General features: G+C 56.7%; 9 protein-coding genes. 4 read left to right on the forward strand and 5 right to left on the reverse strand.

The genetic code is table 11. The features are described from left to right. Positions 1 to 199 precede the first annotated feature (199 nt). On the reverse strand, positions 200 to 2,692 hold the full coding sequence (locus LOC70_RS09780; RefSeq protein ID WP_230253422.1) for a polysaccharide biosynthesis tyrosine autokinase: 2,493 nt from the start codon (positions 2,690 to 2,692) through the stop codon (positions 200 to 202). A gap of 1,720 nt (positions 2,693 to 4,412) precedes the next feature. Between LOC70_RS09780 and LOC70_RS09785 the strand changes: the two genes are divergently transcribed. Both LOC70_RS09785 and LOC70_RS09790 read left to right on the forward strand, forming a co-directional pair. Beyond that, positions 4,413 to 5,879, forward strand: a complete 1,467-nt coding sequence (locus LOC70_RS09785) for a Gfo/Idh/MocA family protein (RefSeq protein ID WP_315857235.1) — start codon at positions 4,413 to 4,415, stop codon at positions 5,877 to 5,879. Positions 5,880 to 6,475: 596 nt separating this feature from the next. Beyond that, positions 6,476 to 7,306 carry a putative RNA methyltransferase gene (locus tag LOC70_RS09790; protein ID WP_230253424.1) on the forward strand — a complete coding sequence of 277 codons (831 nt, stop codon included), beginning with the start codon at positions 6,476 to 6,478 and terminating at the stop codon, positions 7,304 to 7,306. 105 nt (positions 7,307 to 7,411) lie between these two features. Here LOC70_RS09790 and LOC70_RS09795 read toward each other — a convergent pair whose 3' ends face one another. From LOC70_RS09795 to LOC70_RS09810, 4 genes are all read right to left on the reverse strand, one after another. Further along, positions 7,412 to 9,184 (reverse strand): DEAD/DEAH box helicase, encoded by a 1,773-nt coding sequence (locus LOC70_RS09795; RefSeq protein ID WP_230253646.1) that lies wholly within the window; start codon positions 9,182 to 9,184, stop codon positions 7,412 to 7,414. Positions 9,185 to 9,348: 164 nt separating this feature from the next. Further along, entirely contained in the window at positions 9,349 to 9,879 is a 531-nt protein-coding gene (locus LOC70_RS09800; protein ID WP_230253425.1) for a hypothetical protein, read from the reverse strand. 333 nt (positions 9,880 to 10,212) lie between these two features. Next, positions 10,213 to 11,655 (reverse strand): S1C family serine protease, encoded by a 1,443-nt coding sequence (locus tag LOC70_RS09805; RefSeq protein WP_315857243.1) that lies wholly within the window; start codon positions 11,653 to 11,655, stop codon positions 10,213 to 10,215. A 578-nt stretch (positions 11,656 to 12,233) separates the two neighbouring features. Beyond that, positions 12,234 to 14,525, reverse strand: a complete 2,292-nt coding sequence (locus LOC70_RS09810) for a tetratricopeptide repeat protein (RefSeq protein ID WP_230253427.1) — start codon at positions 14,523 to 14,525, stop codon at positions 12,234 to 12,236. Positions 14,526 to 14,927: 402 nt separating this feature from the next. Here LOC70_RS09810 and LOC70_RS09815 point away from each other — a divergent pair, with 402 nt between their 5' ends. After that, a complete protein-coding gene (locus tag LOC70_RS09815) occupies positions 14,928 to 15,710 on the forward strand; it encodes a hypothetical protein (RefSeq protein ID WP_230253428.1) in 783 nt (260 codons plus the stop codon). 315 nt (positions 15,711 to 16,025) lie between these two features. Next, a complete protein-coding gene (locus tag LOC70_RS09820) occupies positions 16,026 to 16,889 on the forward strand; it encodes a Nif3-like dinuclear metal center hexameric protein (protein ID WP_230253429.1) in 864 nt (287 codons plus the stop codon). Positions 16,890 to 16,895 lie beyond the last annotated feature (6 nt).

The following is a 16,895-nucleotide window of genomic DNA, read 5'->3' on the forward strand; positions in this document are numbered from 1 at the left end:
CGGAGCCGCTCACGTAAGGAATACAGGCGATACGAAGCCAAGCATCCCTTGATCAAAGAAACGTTAGTGTTCCCTTGGCCGCTCTGGCGGAACACTAATCTCCGCTGATCAGACACTAATCTTCGGTGTTTCGAGATGTGGTGTTTAAAAAGGCTGGAAGCCTATGCCACAGGTGGGGTCCGAATTCTGGCGAATCCAGCTACGGGGTGGGGTGGCCGTTGGAGGATCCGTTGACGACCGAGCCGTTGGTGGCGTGGCCGTTGGTCGAGGCAGCTTCGGGGATGGGGAGCGAACGGGTTGTCGCGGGCGTGGTTCGTTTGCTGGACGAACGTTTGCGACGTGGGGTGGAACCCGTATCGTCGTCATCGTTGGCTTCATAATAGCGCCGATAGCTGGCCACGTACCCGTATTGTTTTTTGCCGTAGTAGTCGTAAGAGCTATAAGCGTAGTGATTGCTCCGTGAATCGCGACTGTTGACGATGATCCCGTCGATCGCGATGCCCTTGTCCGTCAGCACTTCCGTGGCTCGCTCCACCAATGTCCGATTGTTCTTTTCGATCCGCACCGTCAAGAAGACCCCATCGACTTCGTCGGCCACGATCGATGGATCAGCAACCGCCAGAAGCGGCGGGGTGTCAATCAAAACAATGTCATAACGCTCGCGAGCCAATTCAAGAAACGCAACCCATTGCGATGATTCCAACAACTCCGATGGCTCCGATGTTCGTGAACCGGAACTGCATAGGTACAGGTTTTCCTGTTCACATGATTGAATGCATTGATCCGCCACAGACGAATCGATTGCCCCCGAATGACCGAGCGCGTCCGACAATCCAGGAGAACGCTGGACACCAAAATTTGCGGCAACCGTTGGCCGCCTCATGTCGGCATCGATCAACAAAACACGTTTGCCGGTCTGAGCCACCGAGATGGCTAGGTTCGCAATTGTCGTGGACTTCCCGTCCGAAGGACTGGGGCTGGTGATCAGAAAGACCTTCTTTGATTGACTCTTTGCGGCGAAAAGAAGCGAAGTCCGAAGCACGCGAAATGTCTCCGACTCCGTCCCCCGTGGCAGGTGATGGGTCACCAACATCGGCGACATGACCGAACCCTCCGCAACCTTCTTTTTCAGTGACGATTCCTTCAGGCGGGGCACATGAGCCAGAATGGTCGCGCCCACCACGCGTTCCACTTCCGCCGGATCGTGAAAGGTGCGGTCCGTCATCTCCGCGAGCAACGCCAAAGCCAACCCCAACATGCCGCCGGCAAGAATTCCCAAAGCGGCAATTTTCGATTTGGACGGCCAGACCGGAACACTCGCAGGCAGTGGCATCACAATCAAGTCCGTAGCAAAACCGGAGTAATCATTCGTCAGATTGATTTCGTGCAGACGCTGAAACACCTCGTCGTAGCGAGCTTGAGCACGCTCCAAGTTTGCCTTCAGCGAGTTTCCCAGCAGGAAAGTCGTTTCGACTTCTTTGGCAAGCTTCGATTCCTTCTCCGACAACTCCAACAGTTGCTCTTCCCGCTTTTCCAATTCCGTGATGTCGCTTTGAAGCACACGGTAGTAGCTTGCGAGAATCTCGGCGGGCTTTGCCTCAACACGTTTCTCTTCTTCAGGACGAGCGGCACGCGTTTCCTCAACAAACCGACGCATGTTTTCCAGCTCGGTCCGCAAAGCACGGACGCTTGGATGATTTTCGCCGAACTCCGCCGCCATCAACCGTTCTTTGCTCGAAAGAGTCAACAACTGCTGATATTCAGTGCGGGTGGACTCTTGCATCACGGCTCGCGAGAGAAGCTCGTCGTTGGTTTGGTCGTCACGATTGGCGGAGATTGCCAGAAATGCATTGACCCGCGCGATTTCTTCTGAGTCCAGCAGCGACATCACGTGAACATCTGTCAGCGATTCCGGTGCCCTGTCTTTTACGAAATCACGAATCACGACTCGACGGGATCGTGCATGTGACAGTGACTCGCGGATGCCGTCGAGCTGTTGTTCAATGTTGTTGAGACGCAAGCGATGAACATCCTCGAGTGAATCACCGCCATTCTCTCGCGATGAAATCAACGCCGGGACCGATGCGACGAACTCGCGATAGGCTTGGTCCGCTTCACGAAGCGATTTTTCGTTCTGGACCTGTGCTTTGGCAATCAGTTCCGCGGCCTCATTCCCCACGCTGCTTGTCTGATCTTCGATATAAGACTGATAGCTATCAAAGACCGCCTGTAACGTTGTGGCAGCCATGTCCGGATCCGGATTTTGATAGGTTGCTTTCAGCACACTGGCACTCTTTGCCAGTCCATCGCCACCTTTGCTAACCGTCAAATTTCCGGCCAAGTCGCCAACGCCAATATTCAGGCCTGCATTCTGAATCGCTTGTTCGATGATTTTAGGACTCGCAAATAACTCCATATGAGTCGCCAAAACCTCCTCTTGCATGGACGCCATCGACTCAGCGGAATTTCCTGTTCCAGTGCTTGCTAGTTCTCCCGAACGCTGCCCAACGAGCACAGCCAATTTTGACTCGTAGATCGGTACTTGATTCACGAAGTAGATGGTCGCCAATGTTGCGCCGACAAAGATTCCGAGCGCAATCAGGTGATAGCGTCGGCGAACAATTCCGAGCAGATCCAGATCGATGTCTAGATCATCAACTTCGTGATCGTCGTGGGTGTTGCTGCGAATCATGGAAGTACTGACTCGATTGCCTATTGAATGGTGCGGCGGCGAAAACTGCCTAAAACGCAATGCTGGGTTGCTGCGGTCATCTCGCCACACAGTTTTGCGTTTGTGCAGCGAACATGCTTTCGATTGACGTGACGTAGCGAAACTCGCCAAGACTTTCGTTTATCCGCGTCTTTCTAAAGTCACTGAGGAAACCTCGCCCCATGCGAACGATGCAGGTTCGAAACCCTATCCCGTAAAACTGAGCCGGGAAAAAATGAACTCACCCAACCTTTGTACAGGTTACCTGAACCCTCTCCAGAGCAACGCGAAATATTCAATCCTACCCCGCATTTTCGAACCACTTTGGCTTCGTTTTCAAAGCCGCACAACTTCTCACCAAGCCACAACAAACCATTTCAACGGAACCTTCACCGCCCTTGCGGCATCCCCACCTGACCGCGTCACGAATCAAGATGGTGTCAAGCAATGATAGCGTGAAACGCTGTCAAGCCGCTCCAACAGCAGGTCACAAAGAGCGACCTGTGTGACCTGATTCGTCGTGGTGCCAGAGATCAAATGGTAGCTTGCTCTCTTTTTGCGCACACTTCGTGCTCTTGGGTGACCGAACACCCCACCCGAATGGACGGATTCAACAGTCCGCCGTTCCGCGATCAGGATAAACGGGACTCCCCAGTATTCAATAGGCAACCGGTTCCAATTGGGGGATTCAGAAATAACGGACGCCTGAGCGTGTGCATTGAGGGCGAACGGCGACCTTTCCGCCGAAAAGAGTTTCGCCTTCATTGAATTTTAAAGCGTGGCTGTTTGGGCAAAGTGTCCGCCAAGAAAGGTCCGCTACACCGCGGATCGGTCGAGTGACAGCAATTTGTTGCCGCCGGTGTAGCCGGAAATCGAATTTCGTGACATCCGGATATCCAAGTTGCCAAGCCGCCGTCGCGATCCGGCGAGGATCCCCTCATCGTGTCCGATTGAAATGGATGTCGCGGATCACTCCGTGGTCCAGCCTCGAGTGAGTGCAGTGGGAGAGGGCGATTCGTCACTTGGAAAGTGACGGCTACGTTGGCGAATGGCGTGTCGGGAGAGTCTGGAAGAACAACGTCGGGGTTGTTCGGTATTTCAGGGCGTGAGTCCGAATGCTTGACGAATTCAGCTACGGGAGTAATGAACGTCGCGGATCACTCCGTGGTCCAGCGTTGGGTAGGCGGAATCGGAAAGGGAGATTCGTCACTCGGAAAGTGACGGCTACTTTGAGGGTGAACGGCGTGTCGGGATAGCTTGGAAAAGCAACGTTGCGGTTGTTCGGTATCTCAGGGTGTGGGTTCGAATTCTTGACGAATTCCGGCTACGAGGGGTGAGCGAATTCGGCGGCGGGATTGGGGAACCGTGAGGGAACGGGGCGGGTGATGCGCGGCGCGGGTTGGGTTCGGATATGCTGGTGGCCCCGGATTTTTGATCCGGATCCCCTCCCCATCTTTCCCGCCTTTGGAGCCCGCTCGTGACTCAACATGCTTTTCCTGAAAACGTTTCGGATCCTCGTCAGACAACAACGATGGCTGACGGCGCGGTGAGCGCTCGACCGTCGTTGACAGCGAATGATGGGGGCCGAATTCTGGCGAATCCGGCTACGGTAGAAGGAGAGAATCCGGGTACGACAGAAGAAGCAAATTCGGCGACATTCGGAGAGAATTCGGCGACGGTAGAAGAGGATCTAGCGACGACGATGATGAGGATTGAATGTTCGACACCGGACGGCTTGCGCCGTTCCGCTAAGGGTTTCGACGGCGTGCGTCGGTCGGCTAACGGTGATGGAGAGTTGGCACGGCGGAGGTTTTTAAAGTCGGCGGCGGTTGTGGGTGGGGTGGCTGCCGGGGCGACTTTGAATGCTCGGGCGGTGCATGGGCAGGAGACGCCGGATGTGATTCAAGTCGCTTTGGTCGGTGCGGGCGGTCGTGGGACGGGCGCGGCAAATGATGCGTTGCATGCGGACAACGCTCGGTTGAAAGTCGTCGCGGTGGCAGATGTCTTCCCGGAGAACGTGGCTCGCAGTGTCAAAGCCCTCTCGAATGAACACATCGATGCACCGGAGAAAGTGGACGTGCCGGAGGAACGGCAGTTTGTTGGCTTCGATGCCTACAAGCATGCGATGGACACGCTGAATCCCGGCGACATTGTGATCTTGGCAACGCCGCTGGCGTTTCGCTGGGTCCACTTCGAGTACGCGATCGAGAAGGGGCTGAACGTGTTCATGGAGAAACCGCTGACGGCGGATGGTCCTTCCTCCAAACAGATGCTGGAACTGGCGGCCAAGGCGGATGAAAAGAATTTGAAGTGCGGCGTGGGATTGATGGTTCGTCATTGCCGCGGTCGGCAAGAGTTGTTCAAGCGTATTCAAGACGGCCAGATTGGCGACATCATCATGATGCGAGCCTACCGGATGCACGGTCCGATCGCGTCCGCGTTCACCAAACGACGCTCGGATGACATGCCAGAAACGCTGTGGCAGATCAAGAATTTCCATAGTTTCTTGTGGGCCAGCGGGGGTTGCTTCAGCGACTTTTACATCCACCAGATTGACGAGACATCATGGATGAAGGATGCCTGGCCGGTGAAGGCACAGGCGTTGGGTGGCCGGCATTACCGCGGCGATTGGATCGACCAAAACTTTGACACTTACGCGGTCGAGTACACCTATCCCGACGGCAGCAAACTGTTCTTTGACGGCCGCTGCATGAAGGGCTGCCGCAACGACATGTCGAGCACGGTGCACGGCAGCAAAGGGTCAGCGATCGTGAGCACGTCGGGGCACACGCCGGGCAAGGTGCGGATCTTTGAAGGACAAAACCAAAGTCGCCGCGAAGTGGCTTGGGCTTACCCGCAACCGGAGAAGAATCCGTATCGGTTGGAATGGACGGACTTGGTCGACGCGATCATTCACGACAATCCTTACAACGAGGTGCCACGCGGTGTGCAAGCGAGCTTGGTGACCAGCATGGGACGGATGGCGGCACACACGGGCCAAGAGATCACGCTGGATCAAATGCTGAATTGCCCGCACGAGTTCGCACCGGGCGTGGCGGAGTTGACGGTGGATGGACCGGCCCCGGTGATCGCGAATGCGGACGGGTCGTACCCGGTGCCTCAGCCGGGAATCCTGCGTGAGGCGGAGTACGAGTTGTTTGACGTGTGAAGGATGTAGCCGGATTCATTCAAGACGTAGCTGAATTGGTCAAGAATTTGGGCGAGCGATGACGTGCGACATCCGAATTCTGGCGAATCCGGCTACGGGTGAGTGATATCGTCCGGTGGGAACCGGACCTACGAAGTCAGGTCCGTCTTGACCGGATGAGACATTGCCGACAGGTTCACGTGTTTTTGGTAAACGCATTGAGCCGGACCGAATTCTTGACGAATTCGGCTACGAGCGTTGAATGGCATGAATGTCGCGGATCACTCCGTGGTCCAGCGTGGGATGGTGGGACGAGACCTGGAATTAACAGGTCTCGTTTCGAGGGTGATTGGGCTGAGTCCCCATGTCACGCGGGGTGAGTTGGTGTGCGAGATGGCAAGGCATTGCTGGATGCCTCGCTTCTGCGAAGCATCGGCTGGGTGCCATGTGAGACATGGCCTACAGTGGTGTTCCGCTTACCGGGTTGCTGCCGTGTTCACAGAGAATTCGGCGACGGTCGAGTGGCATTGGTGTGGTTGTCCGGTGGAACCGGACCTACGAAGTGAGATCGTCCGGTGGGAACCGGACCTACGAATTTAGGATAGGAAGACACAGGTTTGTTTGAGTTGCGATGCACGGTTCGAAATTGCGGCCGCGTTCTTTCTGAGGTGGAACGTGGACTGAAATGCGAGCAAGGGCACCATTTCGATCGGGCTCGCGAAGGCTATTACAGTCTGTCCCAGCCTCAGGATCGCAAGTCCAAGATCCCCGGCGACGCGGACGCTGCGGTGGAAGCACGGCATCGTTGGTTGCAACGCGGGCATGGAAACGGATTGATCGAGGCACTCAAGCCTTGGGTTGAATCGACCGCAGGACAAAGCACCGATCGAACCGTCGATTTGGGATGCGGGGAAGGATCGTTTGGGCCGGCATTGTTTGCGAACATCCCACAACGCTACTGCGGCATCGACCTGTCGAAAAAGGCGATCAAACTGGCGGCGCGTGGTTGGAAAGAAGCGACTTGGGTGTGGGCCAATGCGGACCGGGCGTTGCCGATTGCGGACCGCAGCGTGTTACGCGTGGTTTCTCTGTTCGGGAGAAGGCCAACGTCCGAGATGGCTCGCATCCTGACCCACGATGGGGTGGCAATCGTCGCGGTGCCAGGAGAAAAGGATTTGATCGAGTTGCGTGAACATGTTCAGCAATCGGGGCAACGACGCAGCCGTTGGCAGAAGGTGGTCGACGAGATGGCGGAAGCCGGCTTGCAACTTCGCGAGCATTGTTTGTGGAAGGACCAAGTTGAATTGGATGGCGATGCGATCGCGGATGCGATGGCCATGACCTATCGCGGCGTCCGGTTTTCGCAGAATGCTCGCGTGCAAACCGCCACCGCGATGCGCGTGACGTTGGCGGCTGATTTGATGTTGTTTGAGAAAGCCGCGACGTAGATTCGGGTGTTGCAGCGGTGCGACGTTCGGTGGAACCGACAGCATCGTTCGGTGGAACCGAACCTACGGGCTTTGTTCGGTGGGACCGAACCTACAGGAAACGAATCAGGCGACTTTTTTGCCGCCGGGGGCTCTTAGGTCGAACAGGCCGAAGATTTCGTCGCGAGTGAGGCCGCCGGTCTTTGCGAGCGGGCCCGATTTGGCTGGTCCTTCGCCCATGGGATTCTTCGTCGGGTCCTTTTGATCCGCGAAAAGCATGTCGAACATTTCGCGTTTCTGATCCAGCACCGCGGCGATGCGTTGCTCAATGGTATTGACTGCCATCATGCGAGTCACGGTCACGCTGCCCGCCGCACCAATCCGGTGAGCCCGGTTGATGGCTTGGTCTTCAATCGCGGGATTCCACCATCGATCAAACAGGAAGACATAACGGCAAAACTGCAGATTCAATCCAACGCTGCCGGCACCGTAGCTCATCAAAATGATGTGGCTGTTGGGATCGTTTTTGAATTGTTCGATCACGCCTTCGCGTTTTTTGTGCGGGACTTTGCCGTGGTATTCCAGTGGTCCGAATCGCTCCAGCGTCGGACGCATTTTTTCAATCGTCTTGGTCCACTGGCTGAACAAGATTGCTTTTTGGCCGCTGGCGGCGACCTCTTCCATGTCGGCTTCCAAACGCTGCAGTTTGGCACTGGAATTGGTCACCGGATCGAAGTTGCAAATCTGTTTCAATCGCAGCACCAATTCAAACACGTGCTGCACGGTCAACGCTTCTTCGAGTTCCTCCAGGTGAACCACGCCTTCCTTTTCGGCGGATTCGTACCGCGACCATTGCTCCGGCGTCAGGTCGACATCCGCATCGCGATACAACTTGGGCGGCATGTCATCGAGCACCATGTCTTTCGTGCGTCGAAGAATGTAGTCCCCCGCCATGCCAGCCATTTGCGACATCGGCATCCCGGTTTGCAGATAGCCGGGCGAGAGAAAATCAAAGATGCCCACCAAATCATCCGGCGAGTTCTCCACCGGAGTTCCCGTGAGCGCCCACGAGCGTGTCCGAGGAATGGCACGAATGATTTCGCTGGTGGTATTGTTGGTGTTTTTGATGCGTTGGGCTTCGTCCAAAGCCACCAAATCAAAATGCAGACCGCTTTCCAGAACAATGTCCTTGTCGCGCATCAGCAATTCGTAGTTGGCAATCTTGACCGGCACATTGGGTTCGCGCCACTGGAACTCACGCTTTGCCGCGTTGCCTTCGATTGCGGCAACGGGAATCTCCGGGGCCCACACGCTGAACTCGCGCAGCCAGTTGCTGACCAAAGGCTTGGGACAGATCAACAGCACACTGCGAAGTTCGCCGCTGCAGAGCAACATTCGCATGGTGCTGACCGCTTGCATCGTTTTGCCCAATCCCATCTCGTCCGCCAACACACAGGCGTACCGCGGAAAGAGAAAGGCGATGCCATCGAGCTGATAGGGAAACGGCTCAAAGGGAAAGTTCAACTGGCCACTACCCACCAACAAATCCAACGGCGGCTGCAGCAGGTAGTACAAACGATCCTGCAACTTCACGATGTCGTTGGGCGGCTTGATACGAGACCGCTTGCCGAGCGATTTGCGTTTCTTGCGAACCGCTTCGGTGACTTCGTTGGTCTCTGCACCAATCGTTCCGGCGACAGCGCCGGCCGGTGGGTCTTGTTTCTTTGGAATCCACGACGCGAACTCGGGGAACAGAAAGCCCGTGGTGCGAGCCCGCAGCGGCGGCAACTTGATCGGCACCCGCATCGGCTGCAGAGCGGGCAACGTCCACTCATGGGCTTCCGATGCAAACGCGGTGGCCAGATCCCAACTGTTGCCCGCATCGATCTCACACTGCATGGCCGGCCGCGAGGAGGCCGGGTGACTCACGCGCGATAGACTTTCGGCCAGAGAGTTTGACTCTGGAAATTTTGACTCCGGAGATTCAATACCAGCGTCGGGCTGTGAGTCAATTTTTCCGGATTCGGATGGAGCGGGGACCGAGGGAGACTTTCGGAACCACACTACGCCGCCCTCGCGATTTGGGATTGAGCTTCTCGGATCGCTTCACGAATCCGTTCGAACGGCTCAATCAAATCAGGAAAGTCGCCCAACTGCTCAGCGACTTGTTCGGCCGCCTCGACTTGTTCCATTGCCACCAAGACCTTTTCATCGCGAATTCGCATCACGCAGTGGCCGGCGTGTTCGCGAGCGATGGTCGCTTTGCCGTCGTTTTCCGGTGTGGCGACGAAGCCCAACGTGCAGTCGGCATCGTTCATGCGAAGCGATTCCGTTTGCTCGCACAACAACATGGAAATCGGCGTGCGGCATTTCTTCAGCAACGTCGGCCCGATCACGTCGCAAATCAAATGCTGACGCAACGTGTTGCCAAACAGGATCTCATGAGCCTTGGTGGGACGCAGTGGCAACGTGCATTGAAATTCCAGTGGTCGCCCGCCTCCATTGAGAACCAGCAATCCACCGGTCCACCCGGTGCGTTCTTGTTGAACGGTCGTGAAGTATCCAAGCGTCGCAGGTGCCAATTTCGACTCCATCGTGGATTCGATTGTGAATGTTTGTGTCAATCTGTTTGTGTTCGTCAAGGTGTGGTGCCGGAGAACGGACTCAACGGACATGCGGGTGTCCATCGAGTCCGCTCGCCAGGCAACAGGACGATCGATCGCGTCCCGGCTGGGTCGACGAACGAGCCTGGTGCGTCCGTGGGGATGCAGCCGGCTCGTTCGTCCCGGGACGAATCGATCGGTTGAGTGGAAACCTTTGACTTGCATCCGTGGGGCAAAACGGATGCAAACCAATGAGTCGCGATGACGGATCAGTCGATTCGCTTCCGGTTGCTCACGAGCTTTGCAGGAAGCGACTGTTTCCGATCAATGACGAGTCAGTTGGCTTCCCTGAGAAGCGAGTTGCAAATGGCCATACAGCGTTTGGTCCTTTCGAACGAGGAAGAACTTTGCTTTGGAACCACGACGGATGTTGGGTTGTTCCAAGATCTCCGCCAAATCTTCCACGGCGGCGGTTTGCCACACGTGGATGCCCAACAAGACGTCGCCTGCCGCGATGCCTTGTTCTGAAGCGGCGGAGCCCGGACGAACATCCGTGACGATCAATCCGCCGCGATAGTTGGTACGAAGTCGTGAGTTCATTCGGCGAACGAACGATTCGCCGGCCGGTCGAACCGAGACACCAATCACTTGCCACGCCAAAGCCGACGCGGGATCACCAAATGCCTGGGCCGAAGCCGCCGTGGCAAGTTCCGTCTGGAAGAAGTCGCCGTCGCGTTCGAACTCCACCTTCAACGGATCGCCCGGTCGCAATTCCAGCACGGACAGTGCGTAGTTCAATGGGTCTTCGATCGATTGTTCGTTCAGTCGCACCAGCCGATCGCCCCGTTGCAAACCGGCTTGGTAAGCCGACCCGCCATCGTCCAATTGTGTGACCTGGATTCCGCCACGCGAGGTGGGTGCCCCCTGCATTCCGATCACCATTCGGCGACTGTTGTGTCGGTCGATCATGTCGGTGACCGTTTCCAACACTTGATCAATCGGAATGGCAAAAGCAATCTGTTGAGCACCGACTCGAACGGCGACGTTGACGCCGATCATCTCGCCATCAATGTTCAGCAGTGGGCCACCCGAGTTGCCCGGGTTGATTCCGGCACTGGTTTGAATCAGGTCACGGTATTGCTGCGTCTCGTTGACCGGTACATCGCGGTGCAGTGCACTGATGATGCCTTCAGTGCTGGTGTGCACATAGCCGAACGCATTCCCGATCGCGATGACCGTCTCGCCGATCATCAAGTCATCGCTGCGACCGCGAGGGATCGTTGGGAACGGGCCATTGCCTCGCAACTTCACCAATGCCAAATCGCTCTGGGGATCCGTCGCGATCAAGTCAGCTCGGGTGGCTTCCCCCGAATGCAAGGTCACGTTGAGATCATTGACGTCTTCCACGACGTGGTAGTTGGTGATCACGTATCCACGCGGGTCGATGACCACACCGGTTCCCATTCCGTTGACTTGCCGGAAAGAATCAGGCGAAGCCCCCGCCATGTTGGCAGCGGTGTTGCGGATCGTCTTTTGACCGTGCAGGTTCACAACCGACGGTGACGCACGACGAATCGCGGTGACCGTGGGCGTTTCACGCATCGAGCGGCTGGACCGAGCGTTGGTTCGCATCTCACGAACGCTGGTCTCGGCGGCGCGATAGCTGGTGGCGGTGACGTTTTGTAGGTCGTCAGCGGTCACCGTACCGACGCCGGCACCACTGGCGGTGAAACCGGCCAGCAATCCCATCGACAACAACACGCCCAGGGATGGGGAACGATGCGCCGACACGTGGCGTGAAGGCGAATGTTTTAGAAACCAACGCATGCAATCCCCGCACTTACGCAATCAAGCGGAAGTCATTGAAACAATGAATCAGCCCTCCACCTTGGTGATGGGTTGACTCGCAAAGGACACAGCCGCGAACCGACAAAGCGGAAGCACGTGATGTGACCGGTACGAGGGTTAGCATCGGACATCGCCGCAAGATCGCTTGATGTGCGCCAGACCGCGCCGCAAGGTTTGCCAATCTTCACAATCGACGAAAAATGAGACTTTTCGGTGAAGTTCAAAGCGGTCGAGAAAACGCAGAGAAACGCCGCTCCGCCAATAAAACCTTCCAATATTGGACGTTTTTTGGCCTGTTTAAGTCAGCTCGATCACCGCGTCCACGTTCACTCTTTGGCGGCGACCACGCGGCAACGCAATAAGGTCTCGTCCAAAGATTAGCTACCGAATCAAATGATAGCGGAAGGGCGCAAGCCCTCCGGTTTCGCGGCACCAGACGGCTTGCAGGCTGTTGTCTTATTTGCAGTTCCACTTGAACGGCAACTTGTTTACGGAAGCTATTGATTCAAGAAACTGAGCGGGCCGTCCGGTGGCACCACTCCCAAGCGACGTTGCCGGTCGGTTCGTTCCTGCGCCGAGCCTTCCGCGATGGGCAGCTCAACCTCGGGAAGTTCATCCAGTGTCTTTCCAGGATTGGCATCCAACCACGATGTCTCGAACAGTTTCAATTGTCTTTGCAATGGAGGCGAATGCGGCGTCAACTGAACCGCACGACGCTGCGTCCGAATGGCGGCGGGCAGATTGCCAGCGGCGTAGTAGCAACGACCGCAGGTATCCAGCAATGCTTCGCTGCCGGGGCTCAACTCCAACGAACGAATGCTGCGCTGCAGAGCCTTTTCGTAGTCGCCCTCCGTATTACTGACCAACCAAGCGTATTGGTTGTAGAAGTTGGCCAATAACAAATCGCGGATCGCAACCTGGCGTCCTGAACGACCGTTGCCTGATTGGCGGAACGTTTCTTGAGTTTCTGCGATGTCTTCATCAATTTCGCTCAAGACGGATTCGATTCGCGCCACCACCGACTCTTTCCAAGGTTCGTCCCATTCCAAACGATACATCGCGATCAGAATGTCAATGTTCTCGGTGTCCATTTCGAACGCCGCCTGCAATCGTTTGCTGGCCGCGGTGGGATCCTGCTTGGCGGCCAAATCCAATCCAGCTTGAAAATCCAACAAGCTTCTCAACGATTGATAGTCAAAATCGTGCGCCATGTAGCGATGGCGAAAACTGTCATCCTTTTCCATCCGTTCCACCAGTGGTTGCAACACCTCGACCACTTCCGCGGGACGTTGCAGCTCAGCCAGATGTTCCGCCAACTCAGTGCGTGCCATGGCGGCCGAGATATTCGCTAGCGGCAACTGATCGACCATCATTCGGTATTCATCTTGTGCCCAGTCGTACAATCCGCGATCCAGCAAATCCGCCGCCGATCGCAGATGGGCTTGCTCGTTGTTCTCAAGCAAAACCGGATGCAGTTGGGGTGCGTCTTCCTCGTCGGCGTTGACCACCGGATTCAACTTCAACGCCATCTCAGCTCGCTGTTCAGCCAACTCCGGTTGGTCCGATCGCAACAAGGCCTCCGCCGAGGCGTACAGCAGCGGTGGCGACTTTTCAAACAGCGACTGATGCTTGGCGTGAGCCGCCGTCACCACATCAAACAGTTGGTGATCGATCGCCCACAAAGCAGCGTCGGTCAATTCGCGGGTTCGTGACGGAATGACATCAATGTGCCGGATAAAGAAACTGGCCGCTTCGTCGGACTGGCCCAGCACGAGGGCTCGTTCGGCATTCAACCATGTCAAATGAAACAGCTCATCGCCTGTCACCACGCCCAGTTGCCACTGGGAATTCTCGGCGGGATCGGTTTGCCAATGAATCTCCATCTGCTCGATCAAGTCCGTCCACGCCTGCGGATCGAAGAGTCCCGATGTCAACTCATTGGCATACTGTTTGAGCCACTGGCTGGAGATGCGTGGGTCTTCTTCGAACACCACGTCCAAGTGTTTGGCCATGAGCGATCGGTCGTGTTCGCTGAGCCCTTTCCAACGAGACTCCTCGTCTTTCGCAATACCATCCGCGTTCGAGTTCGCGGGCAGCCCGTTCTCTCGCCCATCCATTTCGCGAACCGGTTGAGCCAACAACGCCAGCGCCGCGAAACGGCTGAGCGACGATTCCGGTTCGAACCGCGCCACTCGCACCAACGCCGGAAAGGACTCCATGATTGGCAAACTGGCCAATCGACTGATCCGTTGCTTTCGGGCCATCACCGTTCGCGAACTGAACTCATCGAGGATCTCTCGCACTTCGTCGGAGTCCGAGCTGATCGCCCACTGAACCCGTCCGTCGCTGGTGAGCTTTCTGGCAACGATCGCAACTTCGTTGTCGGGGTGGTACCTGGCCCGTCGCAACGCATCAAACGCCGCCAAACCGATCCGAGACAACTGTTGACGGGAACGAACCCGCGTCGCGTAGCTATCGGATCCCAAGCCCTCAATCAACGCGGCGATCTCTTCGTCGTCCGCGATGGGGACCGTGCTCAGCCATTCACTGTCAGCGTTTGCGGATTGGATCCAGCCGCCATTGCTGGCACCGCCGACAAAGCCCCCGACCCCCAAGATCCCAGCATCCCAGATTGCAGCGAGAGGGCTGAACAGACACCCAACCGCGATCAACACCGCCCAGCGTTGATCCGCAATCCAACGTCGATCGGCATCCCACCAAGTGATTCGACGAGTCGTGGGACGAGCAATTCGTTTCGGCTCGCGGGTGGGAGGGGCTTGGATTCGCATCGTTGGATCTTCCGGTGAACGAGAGAATCGATTCAAAATTGGCACTCCGAATTGTAGCAATTTTCGATCTGCAAAATTGAAAATGCCCGTCGATACGGACTGGAACACACCTGGAATGGCCGCGTGATGAACACTCGATGCGTTGCCTCACGCGGTCGGCCAGAGGGATCCCGTCACGAACCGGCAATCCAAACCCCGCGATGAAACAGGCGTATTCGACGACGCGACGCACACGCCCATCAAGAGTTTCGCGGCCCCTCCGCGAGCGGGAATGGCATCGATTTGGATGCTTGGGGGCGAAGTTTGATTCCCCGGATTTGTTTGATTCTGTCGTTGGCGACAACTAAGCTTGGACCGTCTGTTGTTCAACATTCCGCTCTTAGTCACAGGGTCCCCGTCGCGATGAAGATTCGCTTTGCCTCGCCACTTCTCCTTTTCGCCTTGGCGATTGGCTTTTTGACCGCCACCCAGACCAACACTTCGCACGCTCAATCCGCTGTTTTGGCCGAGATCTACGGGCGCGGAGTCCACGCCTACAACGCTGGGAACTACAGCAAGGCGTACGAGTTGCTTTCGATGGCGATCGACAACAACATTCGCGACCCACGTGCCTATTACTTCCGCGGGTTGGCCGCCAACGCCAGCGGCATGGGATACGCCGAAGGCGATTGGCAAATGGGTGCCGATTTGGAAGCCCGCGGTGGTGACAGCCGCTCGATCGGTCAAGCGTTGTCGCGCGTCCAAGGCTCGCAACGTCTGAAACTGGAGTCCATTCGCGAAAAAGCTCGATTGCAAGCCTTGGCATCGGGCGTGGCTCGTTCAAATGTTCGTGCCGGTGAATTGGGCATGTCCGCTCAACCCGCTCCTGTGCGTCCCACTCCAGGAGCTAACCCAGGTTTGCAGCGAACCGCCACCCCGCCACCAACTCCGGGTGCCGACGACAATCCATTCGCTGATGATTTGGCTTCGGAAGATCCCGTCGTCGAGTCAAACGATGCCTTCGAAGGTGCGATGGACAACCCGCTGGCAACCGAAACGGCACCTGCCGACGCAGCCGCCGCTCCCGCCGACGCTGGTGGCAGCCCGTTTGACGGTGGCGGAGCCGACGCATCGAACCCATTCGCCCCATCGGGTGATGCGAATCCATTCGGTGCCGGTGACGACGATCCTTTCAAGGACTTTTAATCCAGTCTCGATTTCACGTGCTGTCAGTTCTGTCTTTGAGCAGGGTCTGTCTGACAGCAGGCAAACATCTGTCGCCTTTCGAAGAGCGAAAGCGGTCTGAACAAAGACTGCTTTCGCGGAACGAAAGGCGATCTCTGTTTTGCCCCCGGCGTTTCGCTCGTTCGAATCGAGTTTCTCGCCCGTTCCTTCCGATGCGTCCCGCTGGTTCAGCCGCGTGAGATTCAACCATCCGCGAACCCGTTTGGCTTGCGGATAGCGATTCGACGTTCGTAAAGTGTGCTTTTCCCGCCACTTTCTCTGTTGAACGCGAATTCAGTGTCTTTGACCATCGAATCCATTTGCCAATCGCTTTCCGCCATCGCTCCATTGAAGTTGGCAGAAGAGTGGGACAACGTGGGGTTGCTGATGGGCGACCGCTCGATGGAAGCCCACCGGATTTTGACTTGCCTGACGATCACCCCCGCCGTGGTGGAGGAAGCGATCGAACTGGCGGCCGATTTGATCATCACGCATCATCCGTTGCCGTTCAAACCGATGGCTCGGATCACGACTGATTCCGCGGCCGGATCGCTGGTTTGGAAACTCTGCCGAGCCGGCATCGCCGTGTATAGCGCCCACACCGCCTATGATTCCGCCGCTGGTGGGATCAACGACCAATGGGCACAGCGTCTGTCGTTGATGCAAATCAAACCGCTCAACCCGTTTCTCGAAGATCCCAGCGTGGGATCAGGTCGCTACGGGGAACTGCCCGAGCCGATGACCGCTCGGGAGTTTTTGGCTTTCGCGGCAAATTCATCTGGATCCACGCGGCCGAGGTTGGTCGGTGATTTTGACCGGCCAGTGCGTCGGATCGGCATTGGCTGTGGCAGCGGAGGCTCGTTTGTCGGAGCCGCCCGTCGTCGCGGTTGCGATCTGCTGCTGACCGGCGAAGCCACGCTGCACACGTGTTTGGAGGCGGAAAACACGGGATTAACGCTGGCCCTGGTCGGTCACCACGCCAGCGAACGATTCGCGATGGAAACGCTGGCGGAACGCCTGCTCCGTGAGATCCAGCCGCTGCACGAAAACTTCGCTGGCCAGACCACCGACACGCCGGCGTCCCCTACGGGCAATTGGGTCCGCAGCAGCCAAAGGGAACGAGATCCGATCGCAGTTGACCCAATTTCCCTGAACCCGTAACGTTGG

Origin of the sequence: Rhodopirellula halodulae (assembly GCF_020966775.1) — a bacterium.
GTDB lineage: Bacteria > Planctomycetota > Planctomycetia > Pirellulales > Pirellulaceae > Rhodopirellula > Rhodopirellula halodulae.

Bases quoted from the DNA above. Each gene is read 5' to 3' on its own strand.
- LOC70_RS09785 (WP_315857235.1), top strand. From the start codon at position 4,413: ATGATGAGGATTGAATGTTCGACACCGGACGGCTTGCGCCGTTCCGCT.
- LOC70_RS09800 (WP_230253425.1), bottom strand. From the start codon at position 9,879: ATGGAGTCGAAATTGGCACCTGCGACGCTTGGATACTTCACGACCGTT.
- LOC70_RS09810 (WP_230253427.1), bottom strand. From the start codon at position 14,525: ATGCGAATCCAAGCCCCTCCCACCCGCGAGCCGAAACGAATTGCTCGT.
- LOC70_RS09815 (WP_230253428.1), top strand. From the start codon at position 14,928: ATGAAGATTCGCTTTGCCTCGCCACTTCTCCTTTTCGCCTTGGCGATT.
- LOC70_RS09795 (WP_230253646.1), bottom strand. From the start codon at position 9,184: ATGCAGTGTGAGATCGATGCGGGCAACAGTTGGGATCTGGCCACCGCG.
- LOC70_RS09780 (WP_230253422.1), bottom strand. From the start codon at position 2,692: ATGATTCGCAGCAACACCCACGACGATCACGAAGTTGATGATCTAGAC.